Below are 19,419 nucleotides of genomic sequence, written 5' to 3'. Positions count from 1 at the left end.
GTTCGTGAAGGTTGGCCAATTGGTTGCAAGGTAACCCTGCGCGGTGAGCGTATGTGGGAATTCCTGGACCGTCTGGTTGATATCTCGATCCCACGTATTCGTGACTTCCGTGGTCTGAACCCGAAATCTTTTGATGGTCGTGGTAACTACAGCATGGGCGTGAAAGAGCAGATCATCTTCCCTGAAATCGAATACGATAAGGTAGATAAGCTGCGTGGTATGGATATTACCATCACCACCACTGCTCGCACTAACGACGAAGGTCGTGCCCTGCTGGCAGCCCTCAACTTCCCATTCAAAAAGTAAGGGTAGATTAATGGCTAAGGAATCAATGAAAGCGCGCGAAGCTAAACGCGCAAAAACAGTTGCTAAGTATGCTGCAAAGCGTGCTGCACTTAAGGCAATTGTTAAGAACCCAGCTTCTTCTGAAGATGAAGTTTGGGAAGCTCAGGTAGCTCTGCAAAAGCTGCCACGTGACGCTAACCCGGTTCGCCAGGTGCGTCGTTGTCAGGTTACTGGTCGTCCACACGGTGTTTACCGTAAGTTTGGTCTGAGTCGGATCAAACTGCGTGAAGCAGCTATGCGTGGTGATGTTCCGGGCCTGAAGAAAGCTAGTTGGTAAGCACAGTGGTCTGGGCAGGATGATTCCCATCCTGCTACCGCACTGAGCTGCACAAAGGAAAATAAACCATGAGTATGCAAGACACTCTTGCGGATATGCTAACGCGTATTCGTAATGGTCATATGGCTGAAAAATCAGCTGTAACTATGCCTGCTTCTAAACTGAAAGCATCTGTTGCTGCAGTTCTGAAAGAGGAAGGTTACATTGCTGACTTCGTTGTTGAAGGCGAAGCTAAGCCAGTGATGACTGTTGAACTGAAATACTTTGAAGGCAAGCCGGTTATTGAATCTATCCAGCGTGTAAGCCGTCCAAGTTTACGAGTTTATAAAGGCGCAGCTGACCTGCCTAAAGTTTCTGGCGGTCTCGGCGTTGCTATCGTTTCCACTTCTCGTGGCGTGATGACTGACCGTGCTGCACGTGCTGCCGGTATCGGCGGCGAAGTCATCTGCACGGTATTCTAGGAGCTGGAAATATGTCTCGAGTTGCTAAAAGTCCCGTTGTCCTACCGGCAGGTGTTGAAGCCAAGGTTGATGGTCAGCAGATTAATGTAAAGGGCGGTAACGGTGCCCTGAATCTGGCTGTTCACCCGTCTGTAGAAGTAACCGCTGAAGAGAATGTACTGAAGTTCGTTGCCCGTGATGGCAGCAAAGCTGCTAATGCGCTGGCTGGTACTACCCGTTCTCTGGTTAATAACATGGTTGTTGGTGTAAGCACCGGTTTCACTAAGAAACTGCTGCTTCAGGGTGTTGGTTATCGTGCTGCCGTTAACGGCAAGACACTGAGCCTGACTCTGGGTTTCTCACACCCAATCGAATACGAACTGCCTGAAGGCGTTGCTGCAGCAATGGAAGGCCAGACTACTATCGTGCTGTCCGCAGCTGATAAGCAGATTCTGGGTCAGACTGCTGCTGAAGTTCGTGCTTTCCGTCCACCAGAGCCTTACAAAGGTAAGGGTGTACGTTACGCTGACGAATTCGTTCGCCGTAAAGAAGCTAAGAAGAAGTAAGGTAGGGTCATGAACGAAAAGAAAACATCTCGTATTCGCCGTGCCCGCCGTGCCCGTTACAAAATGCGTGAACTGGGCGCAGTACGTCTGTGTGTAACCCGTACACCACGTCACATCTATGCACAGGTTATCTCTGCTGATGGTGGTCAGGTTCTGGCTGCAGCTTCAACTGTAGAGAAAGACCTGCGTAGTGACACTACCGGTAACACTGATGCCGCTACTAAAGTAGGCACACTGATCGCTCAGCGCGCGAAAGACGCTGGCGTGACTAAGGTTGCTTTCGACCGTTCTGGTTTTAAATACCATGGACGTGTTAAAGCGTTGGCAGATGCAGCCCGTGAAGGCGGCCTGGAATTCTAAGGGGTTTGACAATGGCAAATCACGAACAGAAAGACGGTGACCTGCAAGAGAAACTTGTACAGGTTAACCGTGTTGCCAAAGTAGTTAAGGGTGGTCGTATCTTCGGTTTCACCGCCTTGACTGTTGTTGGTGACGGTAATGGCCGCGTAGGCTTCGGTCGCGGTAAGGCACGTGAAGTGCCTGCGGCGATTCAAAAAGCGATGGAACAAGCGCGTCGCAACATGATCACAGTTGAGCTGAACGGCACAACTCTGCAGTACCCAATTAAAGCCCGTCACGGTGCTTCTAAAGTGTACATGCAGCCAGCTTCTGAAGGTACCGGTGTAATCGCCGGAGGCGCGATGCGTGCCGTACTGGAGATCGCTGGTGTTCACAACGTACTGGCTAAGTGCTACGGCTCTACTAATCCAGTCAACGTTGTTCGCGCAACTATCAACGGTCTTGCTAGCATGACATCTCCTGAAGATGTTGCTGCTAAGCGTGGTAAGTCCGTAGAAGACATTCTGGGGTAATCAACGATGGCATCTACTCTCAAGGTAACACTTGTACGCAGCACCATCGGTATCCTGCCAAAGCACAAATTGTGCGTCCAGGGTCTGGGTCTGCGCCGAATCGGTCATTCTGTTGTAGTGGAAGATACTCCTTCCGTACGCGGTATGATCAATAAAGTTAACTACATGGTTCGTGTAGAAGGCGAATAAGGAGCACATTATGCGTCTTAATACACTGAGTCCTGCCGAAGGTTCTAAACACGCTCCTAAGCGTGTAGGCCGCGGTATTGGTTCCGGCCTGGGTAAAACCGGCGGTCGCGGCCATAAGGGTCAGAAATCCCGCTCCGGCGGTTCTGTGAAGCCAGGTTTCGAAGGTGGTCAAATGCCACTGCAGCGTCGTCTGCCTAAGTTCGGTTTTACCTCACGTCAGGCTGCATTCGTTGCAGAAATTCGCCTGGGCGAGCTGGGTAAGATTGATGCTGAAGTGATCGATCTGGATGCACTGAAAAAAGCAGATATCATCAAAGACAGTATCAAGCGTGCGCGTGTGATCCTGTCTGGTGAAATCACCAAAGCAGTTACCGTTAAAGGTCTTAAAGTGACCAAAGGCGCTCTGGCTGCAATTGAAGCTGCAGGCGGAAAAGTCGAGGAATAAATGGCTAAGAAAGGACCAGTACCAGCAGGCGTTCAAAACGGCTTAGGCGAGCTTAAATCCCGCCTGCTGTTTGTTTTGATCGCGATCGTTGTATACCGTATCGGTGCACATATTCCGGTACCTGGTATCAATCCTGATCGTCTGGCAGCACTTTTTGACCAGAACCAGGGCACCATCCTGAGCATGTTTAACATGTTCTCCGGTGGTGCTCTGGAGCGGATGAGTATTCTTGCGCTGGGTATCATGCCGTACATCTCTGCATCAATTATTATGCAGCTGATGACGGTGGTGAGCCCATCACTTGAGCAGCTCAAGAAAGAGGGTGAGGCTGGTCGTAGGAAGATCAATCAGTATACTCGTTACGGCACCGTCATTCTGGCGACTGTTCAGTCGTTTGGTATGGCGGTTGGCCTGGCGAATCAGGGTGTAGCGTTCACTGCAGATGTCAATTTCTACTTCGTAGCGGTTGTCACGCTGGTGTCCGGTGCCGTATTCCTGATGTGGCTGGGTGAGCAGGTAACTGAGCGGGGTATCGGTAACGGTATTTCGATTCTGATCTTCTCTGGTATTGTGGCCGGTTTGCCTCGCGCTATCGGTCAGTCCTTTGAATCAGCACGTCAGGGAGATCTGAATATCCTGGCGTTGCTGGCCATCGCTGTGCTGGCGGTTGCCACTGTAGGTTTTGTAGTGTTTATGGAGCGCGGCCAACGCCGTATCACCATCAACTACGCGAAGCGTCAACAGGGGCGTCGCATGTATGCTGCGCAGACCAGTCATCTGCCGTTAAAGGTGAATATGGCTGGTGTTATTCCGCCGATCTTCGCTTCAAGCATTTTGCTGTTCCCTGCATCACTTGGTCAGTGGTTTGGCCAGACTGATGGCATGGAGCTGCTACAGGATGTCGCACTTGCGCTGGGCCCGGGTCAGCCGCTGTACATCCTGCTGTTTTCGGTATGTATCATCTTCTTCTGTTACTTCTACACTGCGATTGTTTTCAATCCAAAAGATGTGGCTGATAACCTGAAGAAGTCTGGTGCATTCATCCCGGGTATCCGCCCAGGGGAGCAATCTGCTAAGTACATCGATAACGTACTGGGTCGCCTGACACTGTTTGGCGCTCTGTATATCACTGCGGTATCTCTGATGCCTCAGTTCCTGGTTGTAGCCTGGAATGTACCTTTCTACTTCGGTGGTACGTCACTGCTGATCGTGGTTGTTGTTGTGATGGATTTCATGGCACAAGTACAGTCGCACCTGATGTCCCATCAGTATGAATCCCTGATGAAGAAGTCGAATCTTAAAGGAGGCGGTGCTGGCCTGCTGCGCTAGCACTCCTGCTATTTGGAGTTGATCATGAAAGTACGTGCATCCGTTAAGAAAATCTGCCGTAACTGCAAGATCGTACGTCGTAACGGTACTCTGCGGGTTATCTGCAAAGTTGAACCACGACACAAGCAGCGCCAGGGTTAATTAACGCCTGGTCTGGGAGTGGTTGGCGCGAAGCCTTGATTTATTTTTGATCAAAGTGTAGAATCTCGCGCCTTCCATTAATAGAAGAATTTGCAGTACCTGTGAAAAGCACAGGTGCATGCTAATGAGTTGGAGTAAATTGAATGGCCCGTATAGCTGGCGTCAATATTCCTGACAATAAGCATGCGGTAATTTCATTGACTTACATCTTCGGAATTGGCCGCACTACAGCGAAGGACCTCTGCGTCACTTGTGGAATCGAAGAAACCACAAAGATTGCAGATTTGTCAGAAGAACAACTGGACATCGTCCGTGGCGAAGTTGCCAAGATGACAGTTGAAGGCGATCTTCGCCGTGAAGTATCCATGAACATCAAGCGCTTGATGGATCTGGGCTGTTATCGTGGTCTGCGGCATCGTCGTAGTCTGCCTCTTCGTGGTCAGCGTACTAAAACTAATGCGCGTACCCGTAAGGGCCCACGTAAGCCAATCCGTAAGTAATGGTAAGCGATAGGAATTTCCAGTATGGCTAAGCCAGGTAATCGCACACGTAAAAAGGTTAAAAAGCAGGTTGTTGACGGATTCGCTCACATCCACGCTTCATTTAACAACACGATCATTACTATTACTGATCGTCAGGGCAATACCCTGAGTTGGGCAACCGCAGGCGGCTCCGGCTTCCGTGGTTCTCGTAAGAGTACACCCTTCGCGGCACAGGTTGCTGCGGAACGTGCAGGTGTAGCTGCTCAAGAGTATGGTCTAAAGAATTTAGACGTTTTTGTTAAGGGCCCAGGCCCAGGCCGTGAATCTGCTGTACGTGCATTGAATGCATGTGGATACAAGGTTAACAACATCACGGACGTGACACCGATTCCTCACAACGGTTGTCGTCCACCGAAGAAACGTCGCGTTTAATCCGGAGACAGTAATAATATGGCTCGTTATTTAGGACCAACATGCAAGCTGTCTCGCCGTGAAGGTACCGACCTTTTCCTGAAGAGCGGTGTTCGTGCTCTGGACAGTAAGTGTAAAGCTGAAAATGTTCCAGGTGTACATGGCGCTCGTCGTGGTCGTTTATCTGATTACGGTTTACAGCTTCGTGAAAAACAGAAAGTTCGTCGTACCTACGGCGTGCTTGAAAAGCAATTCCGCAGCTACTACAAGGAAGCTGCCCGTCGCTCTGGAGCGACTGGTACTAACCTTCTTCAGTTGCTGGAAGGGCGTCTAGACAATGTTGTCTATCGTATGGGGTTTGGATCTACCCGTGCAGAAGCACGTCAGGTAGTTTCTCATCGCCAGATTACAGTTAACGGTCAGTCCGTGAACGTTCCTTCTTACCAGGTACAAGCTGGTGATGTGGTTGCCGTTCGTGAAAAGTCTAAGACTCAGCTGCGCATCAAACACGCACTTGAGCTGGCTTCTCAGCGTACTGCTATTGAGTGGGTAGAAGTTGATTCTGCGAAGATGGAAGGTACTTTAAAGTCCCTGCCAGAGCGTAGCGATCTGTCTGCTGATATCAATGAGCAGCTGATTGTCGAACTGTACTCTAAGTAAATATTGACTTCTTAATTGGTGGAACTATGCAGCGTTCAGTAAACGAGTTTCTAAGTCCCCGTCACATCGACGTTCAGGAAATTAGTGCAACTCGTGCAAAAGTTACTTTGGAACCACTGGAGCGCGGTTTTGGCCATACGCTGGGTAATGCGCTACGCCGTATCCTTCTCTCTTCAATGCCTGGCTGTGCCATCACTGAAGTAGAGATCGAGGGTGTGCTGCATGAGTACAGCACCATCGAGGGTGTGCAGGAAGACGTAATTGAAATCCTGCTCAACCTTAAAGGTGTCGCAGTCGCGCTGCATAATGGTGACGAAGCAACCCTGACTCTGTCTAAGAGCGAAGCCGGTCCTGTCACTGCAGCTGATATTCAGCTGAACCAGGACGCTGAAATCGCTAATCCAGAGCATGTCATCGCTCATCTGAGCGAAGGTGCAAGCCTTAACATGCAACTGAAGATTGTGCGTGGTCGTGGCTATGTGCCAGCTGACGCGCGCATCTCTGATGAAGACGAGTCACGGACCATCGGTCGCCTGCAGCTCGATGCTACTTACAGCCCGGTTCGCCTGGTATCGTACGTAGTTGAAAGTGCTCGTGTAGAACAGCGTACTGACTTAGATAAGTTGGTTATTGACATTGAATCCAATGGTACTATCGATCCGGAAGAATGCATCCGTCGTGCTGCAACAATTCTGCAGCAGCAGCTGGCTGTATTCGTAGATCTGGAAGGTGGTAAGGATCAGGTTAACGATGAACCGGAAGAACCAGAGATCGATCCGATCCTGCTGCGTCCGGTTGATGATCTGGAGCTGACTGTACGTTCCGCCAACTGTCTGAAGGCAGAGCAGATCTACTATATCGGTGATCTGATTCAGCGTACCGAAGTAGAACTGCTTAAGACTCCGAACCTGGGTAAGAAATCGCTGACCGAGATCAAGGACGTCTTGGCGTCTAAAGGTCTGTCGCTTGGTATGCGCCTGGAAAACTGGCCACCAGCGAGCATCAGAAACGACGATAAAGTCGCTTCCTGATCTGCGGTTTTAAACCTAACAGTTTGGCAAGGATAAAAAGATGCGTCATCGTAAATCAGGTCGTCACTTTAATCGTACAAGTGCGCACCGTAAAGCAATGTTCAAGAACATGGCTGTCAGCCTGTTCGAACATGAGCTTATCAAGACCACGCTGCCTAAAGCTAAAGAGCTGCGTCGTGTTGCTGAGCCTCTGATCACACTGGCAAAAATTGACTCGGTTGCTAACCGTCGTCTGGCTTTTGCCCGTACCCGCAGCAAAGAAGCTGTCGGTAAACTGTTTAACGAACTGGGTCCTCGCTACGAAGGTCGTCCAGGCGGTTATGTTCGCATTCTGAAATGCGGCTTCCGTGCTGGTGACAACGCGCCGATGGCTTACGTTGAACTGGTTGACCGTCCAGCGGATGCTGTAGCGGTAGAAGATTCTGAAGATTAATCTCTTCGACTCTTAATAAAAACCCGGCTTATGCCGGGTTTTTTTTCGCCTGGAAGACGGGCTTAAAAGCACCCGCAGACCGCGCCTGCGGCGCTCGCTAGAACGGAAGCTGCGCTTCCTGCTAGTGGTTAGACGTGGCTTCGCCACTTGCTAGATTGACCATTCAGCTGCTTCTGGTGAGCCGTGAGTGACGCTCAATAGATCTCTATTTGATCAATAAAGCTTCTTTACTGAGCTGATTATAGATTTCCGTGGGACAGGTCCCAGGTAGCGGCTATCGAACGAGACGGCAGTGTTATCGCCGAGGATAAAGTATTCGTCAGGGCCCGTTTTATGAGTAACTATTTTGCCCTCTTTCTTTGTACGGAACTCATCCGCCGCGCGGTACCTGATGCCGGCCTGAGCTAGTTCGGTGGGAATCGGCTGGATTGCGTCATGAATATAGAGTTCCCCGTCGATAAGTTGGATGGTTTCCTGAGGCATACCCACAACTCGGCCTATGGAATTATCTCCACCCTTATTCTGGTATAAAACTACATCCCAGCGTTCTGGCTGATAGGAAAATGCTGCATAGGGTAGGAAGGTTACGGTCGAGCCTTTATGAAGTGTTGGCTCCATATTTGTGCTGCCAATATTGATCAGCTTAGGGGTCAAGAAAAGATAAGCTAATACGAGCAGCACAACGATAATAATGATCGCCAGCAGAGCCAATATGAGCTTGAATGTAGATATTTTCCTGATCTTTTGCACGGTCATAACGTCCCTGTTTACCAATATAGTATTATCAATAATACCGTATTTTTGTTTCTATTTGACCTCTGCTCCTGGTGTTTGACTAACCTCTATCCAGAAACCTATAAAAAAGGCCGATGTACAAAACATCAGCCTTTCTGCTTTTCACGCTTTTTCTAACAACTAGCAAGCGGCGCAGCCGCGTCTAGCGAGTCGCGAAGCGACGTTCTAGCAACTTCTCTGCTTTTACCCCGCGAAGCGACGTTCTAGCTACTCTTAGCCTTTTCCAACAACGGCTTAAGAAACTCGCCAGTATAAGATCCGGGAATCTCCGCAACCGTCTCCGGTGTGCCGGTGGCGATGATCTGGCCGCCACGGGTGCCGCCTTCGGGGCCGAGGTCAACGATCCAGTCGGCGGTTTTGATCACATCCAGGTTGTGTTCGATAACCACGATGGTGTTGCCGTGATCACGCAGGCGATAGAGTACATTCAGCAGTTGCTGGATATCGTAGAAGTGCAGGCCGGTGGTCGGCTCATCAAGGATATACAGGGTTTTACCGGTGTCCCGTTTACTCAGTTCTTTTGCCAGTTTCACCCGCTGTGCTTCACCACCGGAGAGGGTGGTGGCGGCTTGTCCCAGACGGATATAGGAGAGACCCACATCGATCAGGGTTTGCAGGCGGCGGGCGAGGGCGGGGATAGCGTCGAAAAACTCACGACCATCCTCAACGGTCATCTCCAGTACCTCATGGATGCTTTTGCCTTTGTATTTAACTTCCAGGGTTTCCCGGTTGTAGCGTTTGCCCTTACAGACGTCGCAAGGGACGTAGATGTCTGGCAGGAAGTGCATCTCAACCTTGATCACCCCATCGCCCTGACAGGCCTCACAGCGGCCGCCTTTAACGTTGAAACTGAAGCGTCCGGGTTTATAGCCGCGGGAACGGGCTTCCTGGGTGCCGGCAAACAACTCGCGGATCGGGGTAAAGATACCGGTATAGGTGGCAGGGTTTGACCTGGGGGTACGGCCGATCGGACTCTGGTCGATATCGATTACTTTATCCAGTAGCTCCATCCCTTTCAGTTCTTTATAAGGGGCGGCATCCAGAGTGGTGGCACCATTCAGTTCGGTGGCGGCAAGCGGATAAAGGGTACCGTTGATCAGGGTGGATTTGCCTGAACCGGAGACCCCGGTGACACAGGTTAGCAGCCCTAGCGGTATATCCAGGTTGACGCTGTTAAGGTTGTTACCGGTAGCACCATGTAGTTGTAGCCAGCGGCCATCCGGCTGATGACGCTCTGTGGGTACCTCAATCCGGCGACGCCCCGACAGGTAGTCGGCGGTCATCGACTCTTTACATTGCATCAGTTCTGCCGGGGTGCCCTGGGCGATAATCTCACCGCCATGAACTCCCGCACCAGGACCGATATCGATAACGTAGTCGGCCAGACGGATGGCATCCTCGTCATGTTCCACCACAATCACGGTGTTACCCAGATCCCGTAGATGGATCAGCGTTTTCAGCAAGCGGTCATTGTCCCGCTGGTGCAAACCGATAGAGGGCTCATCGAGAATATACATAACACCGACTAAGCCCGCGCCGATCTGACTGGCCAGTCGAATTCGCTGTGCTTCACCACCAGAGAGCGTTTCTGCGCTGCGTTCCAGTGAAAGGTAATCCAGGCCGACATTGACGAGAAACTCCAGTCGCAGACGGATCTCTTTGAGAATCTTGTCTGCGATCTCTCCCTGTTTACCGCTCAGGCGCAGGTTATCAAAATAAGCACAGCTGTCACCGATCGACAGACGTACCAGTTCTGGCAGAGTTTTCTCATCAATATACACATGGCGAGCGTCGCGACGCAGACGGCTGCCATGACAGGATGGGCATTCCTGCATATTGATATACTTCGCCAGATCTTCACGCACCATATCGGATTCGGTTTCGCGATAGCGGCGGGAAAGGTTGTTCAGTACTCCTTCGAAGGGGTGAGACTTGCTGATGACATCACCACGGTCATTGAGGTAGCGGAAGGCGATGTTATCTTTACCACTACCGTCGAGAATCACCTTTTGCTGTTTGCTCGTCAGCTCCCGGAACGGTGTGTCCATATTAAAGCCATAATGCTCGGATACCGCTTTCAGCTGCTGGAAATAGTAAAGCGCGCGGCGATCCCAGCCTCTGATCGCCCCCTCCGACAGAGTAAGAGTATCATCGAAGACTACTTTTTTTGGATCAAAAAACTGCTTTACCCCTAAGCCGTCACAGGATGAACAGGCACCGTGAGGGTTGTTGAACGAAAACATTCGGGGTTCCAGCTCCTGAATGCTGTGACCACACTTCGGGCAGGCAAAGCGGGCAGAAAACACCAGCTCTTCACCATCACCGTCCATATAGCTGATGGTGGCGATACCGTCGGTCATCGCCAGCGCAGTTTCAAACGACTCCGCAAGGCGGATCTGCATATCATCGCGTACTTTAAAGCGGTCGACGACCGCTTCGATATGGTGTTTTTTATTCTTATCCAGCTCGGGAATGCTGTCGATGTCACAGACAATGCCATTAACACGGGCACGGACGAATCCCTGAGATCGTAGTTCACTGATGGTATGTAAGTGCTCACCTTTACGTCCCTGAATGACCGGCGCCAACAGCATCAGCTTGGTGCCCTCCGGTAGCGCCAGTACCTGATCTACCATCTGGCTGACGGTTTGCGCGGCCAGCGGCAGATCATGATCCGGACAGCGGGGTTCGCCGGCACGGGCAAACAGCAGACGCAGATAGTCGTAAATCTCAGTGATGGTGCCGACAGTGGAACGCGGGTTGTGTGAGGTGGATTTCTGCTCAATCGAGATCGCTGGTGATAAACCTTCGATATGGTCAACATCGGGTTTTTCCATCATCGACAGAAACTGCCGGGCATAGGTAGAGAGGGATTCAACATAGCGGCGCTGGCCTTCAGCGTAGAGGGTATCGAATGCCAGTGATGATTTGCCCGAGCCGGACAGTCCGGTAATCACAACCAGTTTATCCCGGGGTATTTCGATGTCGATATTCTTCAGGTTGTGTGTTCTGGCGCCGCGAACCACTATCTTGTCCATCGTTGTTTCCGTGTCCAATGCAAAAGCACAAGTATAAAGAGTTATGCCGGTCGCCAACACCTGATCTGAAGATATTTTCCACGGTTATTTATGATATGCTTTACGCCAATGCATTAGCTGTAAAAATTGTGCAGCAACGGTTGCAAAAAGTTAAAGAAAATTGGAGAAATCAATGGCACGCGGTGTTAATAAAGTCATCCTGATTGGTAACCTGGGCAATGAGCCTGAAACAAAATATATGCCCAGTGGCAATGCGGTGACCAATATCACGGTGGCGACCTCTGAATCATGGAAAGATAAGCAGACCGGTCAGCAGCAGGAACGTACTGAGTGGCACCGGGTGGTGTTCTTTAACCGTCTGGCGGAGATCGCCGGTGAGTACCTGCATAAAGGTTCTAAAGTCTACCTGGAAGGTTCGCTGCGCACCCGTAAGTGGCAGGATCAGCAGGGCCAGGACCGTTACACCACGGAGATCGTCGCCAGTGAGATGCAGATGCTCGATGGTCGTGGCGAAGGTGGCAATGGTGGCGGCTATCAACAACCTCAGGCCGGTGGCTATCAACAGGCGCCCCAGGCGGCTCCACAGCAGAACTATCAGCCACAACAGGCTCCGCAACAAAATTATCAGCCGCCACAACAACCGCCACAACCGTCATACCAGAAGCCAGCACCTCAGCAGGGGCCAAGTATGGATGACTTTGATGATGATATTCCGTTCTGAAAAACACCTGAGACTTCTTCCGTAAAGTTTTCATATGAAAGCCCCGCAATAGCGGGGCTTTCCTTTATTTGATGAAGATAATAAGAAAGCATCTTACGTACATCTATCAATGTAGATAAATTGCCATTCGCAGAATGCAGCCTTCCCAGGTTGTCATATCTTGGCTGGTAAGCCTGCAGTATCAAATGATACTTCCAATGACTAACGAAACGTTCAGCATGGCATTATTCCAGCAGGGTCCGACGTCATCCATAGATGAGCGGTGAATGACGTTGATTAGCAAACGTCCGTATTGATGCGTTTATCAATATCCCTGCTTGAGTATAAGTGCATAACAGCGGCAAGATAGCTCTGATCTTTTGCGGTTTTTCAACGGTGCAATTTCAGCCGCCCAAACCTTATTGCAGCAATGTGAGCCATATAAGAGTTTACTTTCAGCGCTGCGAAAATTCATGAAGAAAGTCTCCGTTTAGAGTTGACCGGTACGGTAGTAGAAGGCAATATAGGTCGCTCAGGGAAGAAGGCCTTTAGAGATTAAATTCGTTTTAATGTCGGGCCAGGGTTTAGTTCAGGATGAATTAGTGCAGTTAGTTAAAGGACAAAATCAAGAAATTGATGGGCAGCAGGCATACCAGTTAAAAACAGTATGCGATGGCTGGACGTTAGGTGTTCTTGTTCAGAAAGCAGGGATATGCGCCTATTTATCGGATGAGCCAGGTATTAGCCTTGTTCAGCATTCACTTTTCTTAAACTTACCAGATATAGATCATTCTCTTGATGAGATTGTTCTCTATGTCCAACGAAATAACCCTCTGGCATCTTCTGTCAGCTCCACGCTATATCACTCAATGTCAGGTACTCAAGTGGTTTCCTGTGCATCAGGAGATATCGATAGGCAACTGAATGCCTTAGAAACCGTCCATATTTATCGAAAAAACGGCCAGTGGAAGATAAAGTCGTTCTTTCAAGGCTATGCCGCTGGCATTCAGGCACTACTCTCATCCCGAAACAAGCAAGTTCTTCCTACCTCGCGGGATACTCATGTCGTTGTTACCCTGAGCTGGTTGCCTTCAAGTACTGAACATTTTGATACCACTGCCGCTTATCTGGGGACCGGGTTTCCAACCATTTCTAATTTGAATCTGAGTTGTTTATATATCCTGAAAAGTGGTCAAAGAGGGGGGATATTTGGAGGTGAAGAGCGTTCTAGCGGCTCTTCACATGGGGTGCCTTATGCAAAGATTGAGTCTGACCGTGATGCCGGTCGCAGTAATCTCGATTTTAACATGGCCTATGCCCACAAAATGTATAAATACATCGTGTGTGTAGAAATAACAGAGGGGAGTCGGTGCTGGAATGACACCCAGGTAGAAGTAGAAACAAGTATATGTGGGACAAAGACACGACAGACGGTTGATTCACCTCTTCACACACCTATTTTTGTGTCTTCTGTTATCGAAGTTATGAATGGCGAGACGACACGCAAAGAAGTTAATCGTTTCTTTCTGAATTACGAAGAAGTCTCGGTGAATATGGGGTTTACCACCGCTTAGAGACAAATAGTTTGTATTGTAAGCAATAATTATAGCGAGTACTGATGAGTAATTTTAAGTTTTTCAGAGGCAGCTTGGTGGTAACCCTATGTGGTGCTGCTGCCGCGTTCTATTTTGGCGGATTCGAAGCGCTTTTTATGGTGTTTGTTCTGTCCATTCTTGAGGTTTCATTATCCTTTGATAATGCGGTAGTTAATGCCACCGTGTTGAGAGATATGGATGCAATATGGCGCAAGCGTTTTTTAACCTGGGGAATGCTCATTGCGGTCTTCGGTATGCGAATACTATTTCCGGTGATCGTCGTATCAGTGATTGCAACGGTTTCGCCCTGGGCTGCATTACAAATAGCCATTAATGACCCTGAACAATATCGATCCCTCATGGAAAGTTCTCATGTGGCGCTGATGGGGTTTGGTGGCTCATTTCTCATGCTGGTTGGGCTGGACTTTTTTCTGAGTGACGAGAAAAGTGAGCATTGGATCAACTTTGTTGAGCGCCCCATGTTGCACGTCGGTAAAATTAAGTTTGCCGCAGAAATAGTCACTGTTTTAGTCATTCTGCTAGTGGCTGGCATTTACTTGCCTGAAGGCGATAAGTATTCGTTTGTCTCTGCCGGTATTGCGGGTGTGGTGACATTTACCGTTATTCATAAAGTCGCAGCCTATATGGAAGGTAAAGAGGAAAGTCGTACGACTGATGCAATAACGGCAACAGCAAAAAGTGGGCTTGGTATGTTTATATACCTTGAAATTCTTGATGCATCATTCAGTTTTGATGGCGTTATTGGTGCATTTGCCATTACGACTAACCTTTTCATTATCGCTACAGGCCTTGGCATCGGGGCTATGTTTGTACGTTCACTCACTATCATGCTGGTTGAAAAGAATACTCTGGATGAGTATCGCTTCCTTGAACATGGTGCTTTCTACGCAATTCTTGCACTAGCTGTGATTATGTTTTTGAAAACCTTCATTCATGTCCCTGAAACAGTAACAGGTCTCTTGGGTGCCGGTTTTATCGGACTTGCTTTTGTTCATTCTCTTCTCGTATCCAATGAAGAAAAAGAGAAAGTGAAGGTGTGATTTTTTAACTTTAGAAATACCGAAATTCATCATCTCAATAAAAAGGAATTGAAATGTCTATTAGTCTGGAAAAAGGTCAACGGATTAGCCTGGATAAAAATGGATCCGGTTTGAAAGAAGTGTGTATCGGCGTTAATTGGGGAGCTATCGAGAAAAAAGGATTTTTTGGTGGGGCAAAGCGCGTAGCTGTGGATTTAGACGCAAGTGTCGGTGTTTATAGTGCGGATAAGAGCTTAAAAGAAGTGGTTTACTTCGGTAATTTACGGGCTCTGGGTGGCGCTATCTCTCACAGTGGTGATGATCGTACCGGCGATATTGATGGTGATGATGGTTTAGATAACGAAATAATTACCATCAAACTTAATAACTTACCTGCTGAAGCAGATAAAGTTGCTGTTGTCTTAAATAGTTTTCAGGGGCAGGACTTTGCTTCTATCCCGTTTGCCAGTATTCGCCTTTATGAAGGCACGCCTACCCACGTTAGTAATGTCATTGCAAATTACAATATTGTTAACGAGGCCAAGTTTCATGGGTCCGTATCAATGGTTCTCGGCATTCTATATCGCCATGATAGTGGTTGGAAATTCCGTGCTGTAGGGGAGCCAACTCAGGATCGTAAATTGGAACACACGCTTCATACTGTTGCATCCCAGTATTTATAACGGCTATCTGTAAAAGGCGATAATCTCATGCTTTCAAACTTCATGAACTCTGTTAAGAGCAAAGCGGCTGACCTTAAAACAAGCGTATTACAGTATAAAAACAAAAGTTTTCTGAATGCCATGGCTTCAGGTGCTGTGCTTATTGCGCGTGCCGATGGCAATATTTCGGCCGAAGAAAAACAAAAGATGATGGCTATCATCAGTAACAACGACACATTGTCAGTATTCGATCAGGCTGATGTAATTAAAGTATTTAATGAATATCTTGGTTACTTTGATTTTGATGCAGACGTCGGTAATTCGAAAGCCTATGAAGCGCTTAATAAGATCCGTGGTGACGTTATTCAATGTCGCACATTAATGCGTCTGACTCTAGCGATAGCGGCCTCTGATGGTGATTTTGATGAAGATGAAAGAGTTATCGCGCGGAAAGTGGCTATTGAATTAGGCCTGACTCCAGCGGAGTTCGAGTTATAAAACGTTACTATGAATAATCAGGTTGTAATTTTTGACTTTGATGAAACTCTGGTGCTTGAAAATAGTTTGGGTTTTATGTTCCAGGGTGTCGCAAGCAAGAGTTACTGGTTAGCAGCGTTGCCGGCAGTCGTGCGATCATTTTTATCGGGTCAGTTTGGCTTTCGGTTACGTCGTAATATCAAGCAGGCTTTGTATGAGAAGCACCTAGCGGGTGTCTCTTCTGAGACTATCCGCAAAGCAGGAGTTGAAGCGGCATCCCGGCTGACGGTTAACACCGTAACCCTGAGCAGGCTGACTGCTGCACAGGCACGCGGCGATACGGTTATTGTTGCAACCGCATCACCGCGGCTTTTCGTATCGGCGGTTCTTGATCAGTTAAATATATGTACAGAAAAAGTGATTGGTACTGAGATCGATTTTGCGACGGGTGCAATTATTGGTGATGAGTGTTCACGTCAAGCTAAATGGACGGCCGTTTTTCGAGAAATAGGTGGCATGAAGTTTAAAAGGTCGCTTGCATACGGGAATGCACCCGATGATATTTTCATGCTGGAGCAAGTCGATGAAGGCTTCCTTGTGAAAGGTCAAAAAGTATCACGATATTAAACTAGATTTTCCTGATATCCCTGAAGGGATTCTTAACGCAAATGGAGTAAGCAAAATGACTGTATCTTTACAGAAAGGCGGTAATGTATCTTTAGAGAAAACCGCTCCAGGAATAACTAAAATGATCGCGGGTTTAGGTTGGGATACTCGTGCAACTGATGGCGCAGATTTTGATTTAGACGCTTCGGTTTTCATGCTTGGAGAAAATGGAAAAGTTATCGATGATCAGTCATTCATTTTTTACAATAACCTGAAATCTGTTTGTGGATCAGTAGAGCATACTGGCGATAACACAACGGGTGAAGGCGATGGTGATGATGAAACGATCAAAATCGATCTGTCCAAAGTCCCCGCAACGGTTAATAAAATTGCTATCGCTGTCACCATTCATGAGGCCGATAGCCGTAATCAGAATTTCGGCCAGGTCTCAAATGCGTTTGTTCGTATTATTGATGAAAATAACGGCGCAGAAGTTGTACGTTTTGATCTGAGTGAAGATTATTCAATAGAAACAGCCATGAACTTTGGTGAAATATACCGCCACAATGGTGAATGGAAATTCAAAGCTATTGGTCAGGGATTTTCCGGTGGTCTGAGACCTCTGGCTCAAGAGTTCGGCGTTAATCTCTAAGCTCAAGAGTTTAACGTTAACCTCGGTGAAGTGATATGACTCTATCGAGGTGAGGCGGGCTGGTTATCCAGCCCGTCCAGTTTTTGGAGTAAAACATTTTATGCTGGTTCAAAAACCGTACACCATCCCCCTTGATGCAGGAAAACTGGAAGTTTATACAGAACCCTCAAGCTACTTGATGAGCGGACTGTTAGATTTTGCCTCTCGTGAAAACCCAAATAGAGCCTATCTGTTCGTCTCGAAAATTTTGGGTAAATATATTCCGTGTCGTCCATCCGCAATGCGTCAATCTTATCAAGACCTTAACGCTAAGATTTCCCTCACCGGGGATGCATTAGTGTTTGGTGTTGCCGAGACCGCCACCGGGCTGGGCGCGGGGATCGCTGATGAAATCGACCGAAACAGCGATCTGAATATCTATTATTCACAATCAACCCGATTTCAGTCAAGTAAACCGTTGGCATTTAGTATCGATGAGTCACATAGCCATGCCCCGCAGCACCTTATTTATGATATGGCGAATAGAATCGATCTCAGTTCAATAGAGGAGGTCTTGCTTGTCGATGATGAAATAACTACGGGTAATACCCTGAATAAGATCACCAGAAATATGCAGGAGTATCTGCCTAATTTAAAAAGAATTCATTGGGTATCGCTGGTTAACTGGATGTCAAAAGGTAGATGTGATTATTTTAAAGAGCAGAATTCATCTGTCGAATTATATTACTATAGCCTGATGAAAGGTGAGTTTCGGTTTAAACATTCCAGTAGTAAAGATATCAGCTTTCCTAAATCTACAGCGACAGACTTATCCCCTGCAATCTGTCGTTATGATATTGGAAGAACAGGTATTAAAGTGAGTGAGCTGAGAAACTTCGTTTTCCTTAGCGAAGACAGTGAAGTGATGAGTTACTGTGAGTTCGCTAAGAACGAGCAATACGTGGTTATCGGAACCGGTGAGTTTACCTACCATCCATTCTTATTTGCGGAAGCGATGGAGACGGCAGGCTATGATGTTCTTTTTTTATCTACTGGCCGGTCACCTATTCTTCAGGGCGGCGGTATTTCCAGTCGACTGAAATTTTACAACCCGACTGATAACGCTAATTATTATTTGTACAACCTGCCAGAAAATCGCACCCCCATTATCTTTTATGAAACATTTAATCAATATAACGAATGTCCATTGCACCGGCAGTTAAACTGCAAGGCTGCTATTTTAGGTAATGCCCAATGAAAATCGTGTCGTTTACGGATCTGGACGACACTTTATTCTATTCACATAGAAAGCTTAGGGGGGATGAGCCTCATCGAGTGGCAGCGCTTTTGCCTGATGGTCGCCCCGGAGCATATTCTGACGCCCAGCAACAAATGCTCATCTCGTTAATCGGGCAATATGCGATTATTCCTGTGACTGGCCGGCGAACTGATTCACTTCAAAGAGTACAACTGACATTTAACAGTTTCAAAGTTGCCTCTCACGGTGCCATTGTGCTTGATGAAGATAATCAGCTATATCAGCCATGGCAGCGTATGCTTGATAATGAAGAGCCAGCATGGCGCACTAGAATAGGCGAGCTTGCGCAGTGCATTTCCGGTGTGGCGGTGAAAGCTGGATTAGACCTACGTGTCAGGGTGATCGAAGACTATGGTTACGCATGCTATGTCTGTATAAAAGGCCAACATGATCATCTCAGACAGGTTATTGACGCTCAAGAGCTGGGTATCCCTGCAAAGGGCTTCTATCGGCACATCAATGAGCGTAACTTAGCCTATATGCCTCCCTACGCAAGTAAGCGCAATGCTGTCGCATTTTTAAAAAAAGAGATTAGCAATACCTCGAAAACAACCACCTTCTTTGGTATCGGTGACAGCATTTCTGATGCCAGTTTTATGTTCGAATGTGATTTTCAGATTATCCCTTCCAATAGCCAGATAGCAGGAAAGCTAAAATGACGCTGCTTAGCGTAAAAGAGAGCGATGCTTTCAGTGGCAGTTACCGTCCCGAGGATTGTGAGTTTCTGTTGCAAAGCATCGATGTTAAACCCATTAGCGTTGAAGAAAAGGAACATCTTTTACAGCAGGGCGGGGTACATTATTCAAAAATAATTTCTAACGAAGATGCCCCTACAAAAGCTTATCTGGATACTTTTTATTCACTCATCAATGCTTATGGCGACCGCCTGGCCGCTGAAATAAAACTGTTGGCTCTTAAGCTGTTCGAAACAAAGGG

At 48.0% G+C, this 19,419-nt stretch carries 27 protein-coding genes; 25 read left to right on the top strand and 2 right to left on the bottom strand.

Annotation, left to right across the window (positions count from 1 at the left end; translation table 11 throughout):
- From rpl5 to rplQ, 15 genes are all read left to right on the top strand, one after another.
- The coding region (rpl5, locus tag ACQY8X_RS17790) for a large ribosomal subunit protein uL5 (protein ID WP_428036473.1) at positions 1-306 on the top strand (306 nt) is incomplete at its 5' end.
- 10 nt (positions 307-316) lie between these two features.
- A complete protein-coding gene (gene rpsN, locus ACQY8X_RS17785) occupies positions 317-622 on the top strand; it encodes a 30S ribosomal protein S14 (protein WP_299201027.1) in 306 nt (101 codons plus the stop codon).
- Positions 623-690: 68 nt separating this feature from the next.
- Positions 691-1,083, top strand: coding sequence for a 30S ribosomal protein S8 (gene rpsH / locus ACQY8X_RS17780; protein ID WP_428036472.1), 393 nt, complete (start codon positions 691-693; stop codon positions 1,081-1,083).
- 11 nt (positions 1,084-1,094) lie between these two features.
- Positions 1,095-1,628, top strand: coding sequence for a 50S ribosomal protein L6 (gene rplF / locus ACQY8X_RS17775; RefSeq protein ID WP_428036471.1), 534 nt, complete (start codon positions 1,095-1,097; stop codon positions 1,626-1,628).
- A 9-nt stretch (positions 1,629-1,637) separates the two neighbouring features.
- Positions 1,638-1,988 (top strand): 50S ribosomal protein L18, encoded by a 351-nt coding sequence (gene rplR, locus ACQY8X_RS17770; protein WP_126159349.1) that lies wholly within the window; start codon positions 1,638-1,640, stop codon positions 1,986-1,988.
- Between the two features lie 11 nt (positions 1,989-1,999).
- Entirely contained in the window at positions 2,000-2,500 is a 501-nt protein-coding gene (gene rpsE, locus ACQY8X_RS17765; protein WP_091361834.1) for a 30S ribosomal protein S5, read from the top strand.
- 6 nt (positions 2,501-2,506) lie between these two features.
- Positions 2,507-2,689, top strand: coding sequence for a 50S ribosomal protein L30 (gene rpmD, locus ACQY8X_RS17760; protein ID WP_091361832.1), 183 nt, complete (start codon positions 2,507-2,509; stop codon positions 2,687-2,689).
- 10 nt (positions 2,690-2,699) lie between these two features.
- The gene (gene rplO, locus ACQY8X_RS17755) at positions 2,700-3,134 is read left to right on the top strand and encodes a 50S ribosomal protein L15 (protein ID WP_428036470.1); all 435 of its coding nucleotides are present in this window, start codon (positions 2,700-2,702) and stop codon (positions 3,132-3,134) included.
- On the top strand, positions 3,135-4,463 hold the full coding sequence (gene secY / locus ACQY8X_RS17750) for a preprotein translocase subunit SecY (RefSeq protein ID WP_428036469.1): 1,329 nt from the start codon (positions 3,135-3,137) through the stop codon (positions 4,461-4,463).
- 24 nt (positions 4,464-4,487) lie between these two features.
- The gene (rpmJ, locus tag ACQY8X_RS17745; RefSeq protein WP_083935407.1) at positions 4,488-4,604 is read left to right on the top strand and encodes a 50S ribosomal protein L36; all 117 of its coding nucleotides are present in this window, start codon (positions 4,488-4,490) and stop codon (positions 4,602-4,604) included.
- A gap of 143 nt (positions 4,605-4,747) precedes the next feature.
- Complete coding sequence (rpsM, locus tag ACQY8X_RS17740; protein WP_428036468.1) at positions 4,748-5,104, top strand: 30S ribosomal protein S13; 357 nt, start codon at positions 4,748-4,750, stop codon at positions 5,102-5,104.
- 24 nt (positions 5,105-5,128) lie between these two features.
- Positions 5,129-5,518: a 30S ribosomal protein S11 gene (gene rpsK, locus ACQY8X_RS17735; protein ID WP_019622838.1), complete on the top strand. Its 390-nt coding sequence runs from the start codon at positions 5,129-5,131 to the stop codon at positions 5,516-5,518.
- An 18-nt stretch (positions 5,519-5,536) separates the two neighbouring features.
- Positions 5,537-6,157 carry a 30S ribosomal protein S4 gene (gene rpsD, locus ACQY8X_RS17730; protein WP_299201048.1) on the top strand — a complete coding sequence of 207 codons (621 nt, stop codon included), beginning with the start codon at positions 5,537-5,539 and terminating at the stop codon, positions 6,155-6,157.
- A gap of 26 nt (positions 6,158-6,183) precedes the next feature.
- A complete protein-coding gene (locus ACQY8X_RS17725) occupies positions 6,184-7,188 on the top strand; it encodes a DNA-directed RNA polymerase subunit alpha (RefSeq protein WP_428036467.1) in 1,005 nt (334 codons plus the stop codon).
- A 40-nt stretch (positions 7,189-7,228) separates the two neighbouring features.
- Entirely contained in the window at positions 7,229-7,621 is a 393-nt protein-coding gene (rplQ, locus tag ACQY8X_RS17720) for a 50S ribosomal protein L17 (RefSeq protein WP_299201054.1), read from the top strand.
- A 213-nt stretch (positions 7,622-7,834) separates the two neighbouring features.
- Here the strand turns inward: rplQ and lepB are convergent, their stop codons facing one another.
- Both lepB and uvrA read right to left on the bottom strand, forming a co-directional pair.
- Positions 7,835-8,377: a signal peptidase I gene (gene lepB / locus ACQY8X_RS17715; RefSeq protein ID WP_428036466.1), complete on the bottom strand. Its 543-nt coding sequence runs from the start codon at positions 8,375-8,377 to the stop codon at positions 7,835-7,837.
- A gap of 242 nt (positions 8,378-8,619) precedes the next feature.
- Entirely contained in the window at positions 8,620-11,454 is a 2,835-nt protein-coding gene (uvrA, locus tag ACQY8X_RS17710) for an excinuclease ABC subunit UvrA (protein WP_428036465.1), read from the bottom strand.
- Positions 11,455-11,626: 172 nt separating this feature from the next.
- Here uvrA and ssb point away from each other — a divergent pair, with 172 nt between their 5' ends.
- The 10 genes from ssb to ACQY8X_RS17660 all read left to right on the top strand — a co-directional run.
- Entirely contained in the window at positions 11,627-12,175 is a 549-nt protein-coding gene (gene ssb, locus ACQY8X_RS17705; RefSeq protein WP_428036464.1) for a single-stranded DNA-binding protein, read from the top strand.
- A 581-nt stretch (positions 12,176-12,756) separates the two neighbouring features.
- Positions 12,757-13,728 (top strand): hypothetical protein, encoded by a 972-nt coding sequence (locus ACQY8X_RS17700; protein ID WP_428036463.1) that lies wholly within the window; start codon positions 12,757-12,759, stop codon positions 13,726-13,728.
- Positions 13,729-13,772: 44 nt separating this feature from the next.
- Positions 13,773-14,810: a DUF475 domain-containing protein gene (locus tag ACQY8X_RS17695; protein WP_428036462.1), complete on the top strand. Its 1,038-nt coding sequence runs from the start codon at positions 13,773-13,775 to the stop codon at positions 14,808-14,810.
- Between the two features lie 53 nt (positions 14,811-14,863).
- Entirely contained in the window at positions 14,864-15,472 is a 609-nt protein-coding gene (locus tag ACQY8X_RS17690) for a TerD family protein (RefSeq protein ID WP_428036461.1), read from the top strand.
- A gap of 27 nt (positions 15,473-15,499) precedes the next feature.
- Positions 15,500-15,949, top strand: coding sequence for a tellurite resistance TerB family protein (locus ACQY8X_RS17685; protein ID WP_428036460.1), 450 nt, complete (start codon positions 15,500-15,502; stop codon positions 15,947-15,949).
- Positions 15,950-15,958: 9 nt separating this feature from the next.
- Complete coding sequence (locus ACQY8X_RS17680; RefSeq protein ID WP_428036459.1) at positions 15,959-16,555, top strand: HAD family hydrolase; 597 nt, start codon at positions 15,959-15,961, stop codon at positions 16,553-16,555.
- Positions 16,556-16,610: 55 nt separating this feature from the next.
- On the top strand, positions 16,611-17,186 hold the full coding sequence (locus ACQY8X_RS17675) for a TerD family protein (protein ID WP_428036458.1): 576 nt from the start codon (positions 16,611-16,613) through the stop codon (positions 17,184-17,186).
- Between the two features lie 100 nt (positions 17,187-17,286).
- Entirely contained in the window at positions 17,287-18,423 is a 1,137-nt protein-coding gene (locus ACQY8X_RS17670; RefSeq protein WP_428036457.1) for a phosphoribosyltransferase domain-containing protein, read from the top strand.
- On the top strand, positions 18,420-19,142 hold the full coding sequence (locus ACQY8X_RS17665) for a hypothetical protein (RefSeq protein ID WP_428036456.1): 723 nt from the start codon (positions 18,420-18,422) through the stop codon (positions 19,140-19,142). The genes ACQY8X_RS17670 and ACQY8X_RS17665 overlap by 4 nt, the downstream gene beginning before the upstream one ends.
- Positions 19,139-19,419: cysteine protease StiP domain-containing protein (locus tag ACQY8X_RS17660; protein ID WP_428036455.1), on the top strand; the 281-nt coding region annotated here is incomplete at its 3' end. The genes ACQY8X_RS17665 and ACQY8X_RS17660, both read left to right, overlap by 4 nt.

The sequence above is a fragment of the Amphritea sp. genome (genome assembly GCF_050300915.1).
Lineage (GTDB): Bacteria > Pseudomonadota > Gammaproteobacteria > Pseudomonadales > Balneatricaceae > Amphritea.
This window is presented reverse-complemented; position numbering and strand designations above follow the sequence as displayed.

Excerpts from the sequence above, each read along its gene's own strand:
- secY (WP_428036469.1), top strand. The coding sequence starts at position 3,135 with ATGGCTAAGAAAGGACCAGTACCAGCAGGCGTTCAAAACGGCTTAGGC.
- rpsH (WP_428036472.1), top strand. The coding sequence starts at position 691 with ATGAGTATGCAAGACACTCTTGCGGATATGCTAACGCGTATTCGTAAT.
- ACQY8X_RS17665 (WP_428036456.1), top strand. The coding sequence starts at position 18,420 with ATGAAAATCGTGTCGTTTACGGATCTGGACGACACTTTATTCTATTCA.
- ACQY8X_RS17725 (WP_428036467.1), top strand. The coding sequence starts at position 6,184 with ATGCAGCGTTCAGTAAACGAGTTTCTAAGTCCCCGTCACATCGACGTT.
- lepB (WP_428036466.1), bottom strand. The coding sequence starts at position 8,377 with ATGACCGTGCAAAAGATCAGGAAAATATCTACATTCAAGCTCATATTG.
- rpsM (WP_428036468.1), top strand. The coding sequence starts at position 4,748 with ATGGCCCGTATAGCTGGCGTCAATATTCCTGACAATAAGCATGCGGTA.
- ACQY8X_RS17680 (WP_428036459.1), top strand. The coding sequence starts at position 15,959 with ATGAATAATCAGGTTGTAATTTTTGACTTTGATGAAACTCTGGTGCTT.
- ACQY8X_RS17670 (WP_428036457.1), top strand. The coding sequence starts at position 17,287 with ATGCTGGTTCAAAAACCGTACACCATCCCCCTTGATGCAGGAAAACTG.
- ACQY8X_RS17695 (WP_428036462.1), top strand. The coding sequence starts at position 13,773 with ATGAGTAATTTTAAGTTTTTCAGAGGCAGCTTGGTGGTAACCCTATGT.
- ACQY8X_RS17690 (WP_428036461.1), top strand. The coding sequence starts at position 14,864 with ATGTCTATTAGTCTGGAAAAAGGTCAACGGATTAGCCTGGATAAAAAT.
- rpsE (WP_091361834.1), top strand. The coding sequence starts at position 2,000 with ATGGCAAATCACGAACAGAAAGACGGTGACCTGCAAGAGAAACTTGTA.
- ACQY8X_RS17675 (WP_428036458.1), top strand. The coding sequence starts at position 16,611 with ATGACTGTATCTTTACAGAAAGGCGGTAATGTATCTTTAGAGAAAACC.
- rpmJ (WP_083935407.1), top strand. The coding sequence starts at position 4,488 with ATGAAAGTACGTGCATCCGTTAAGAAAATCTGCCGTAACTGCAAGATC.
- rpsK (WP_019622838.1), top strand. The coding sequence starts at position 5,129 with ATGGCTAAGCCAGGTAATCGCACACGTAAAAAGGTTAAAAAGCAGGTT.
- rplR (WP_126159349.1), top strand. The coding sequence starts at position 1,638 with ATGAACGAAAAGAAAACATCTCGTATTCGCCGTGCCCGCCGTGCCCGT.
- rpsN (WP_299201027.1), top strand. The coding sequence starts at position 317 with ATGGCTAAGGAATCAATGAAAGCGCGCGAAGCTAAACGCGCAAAAACA.
- uvrA (WP_428036465.1), bottom strand. The coding sequence starts at position 11,454 with ATGGACAAGATAGTGGTTCGCGGCGCCAGAACACACAACCTGAAGAAT.
- ACQY8X_RS17685 (WP_428036460.1), top strand. The coding sequence starts at position 15,500 with ATGCTTTCAAACTTCATGAACTCTGTTAAGAGCAAAGCGGCTGACCTT.
- rpmD (WP_091361832.1), top strand. The coding sequence starts at position 2,507 with ATGGCATCTACTCTCAAGGTAACACTTGTACGCAGCACCATCGGTATC.
- rplO (WP_428036470.1), top strand. The coding sequence starts at position 2,700 with ATGCGTCTTAATACACTGAGTCCTGCCGAAGGTTCTAAACACGCTCCT.
- rplQ (WP_299201054.1), top strand. The coding sequence starts at position 7,229 with ATGCGTCATCGTAAATCAGGTCGTCACTTTAATCGTACAAGTGCGCAC.
- rpsD (WP_299201048.1), top strand. The coding sequence starts at position 5,537 with ATGGCTCGTTATTTAGGACCAACATGCAAGCTGTCTCGCCGTGAAGGT.
- ssb (WP_428036464.1), top strand. The coding sequence starts at position 11,627 with ATGGCACGCGGTGTTAATAAAGTCATCCTGATTGGTAACCTGGGCAAT.
- rplF (WP_428036471.1), top strand. The coding sequence starts at position 1,095 with ATGTCTCGAGTTGCTAAAAGTCCCGTTGTCCTACCGGCAGGTGTTGAA.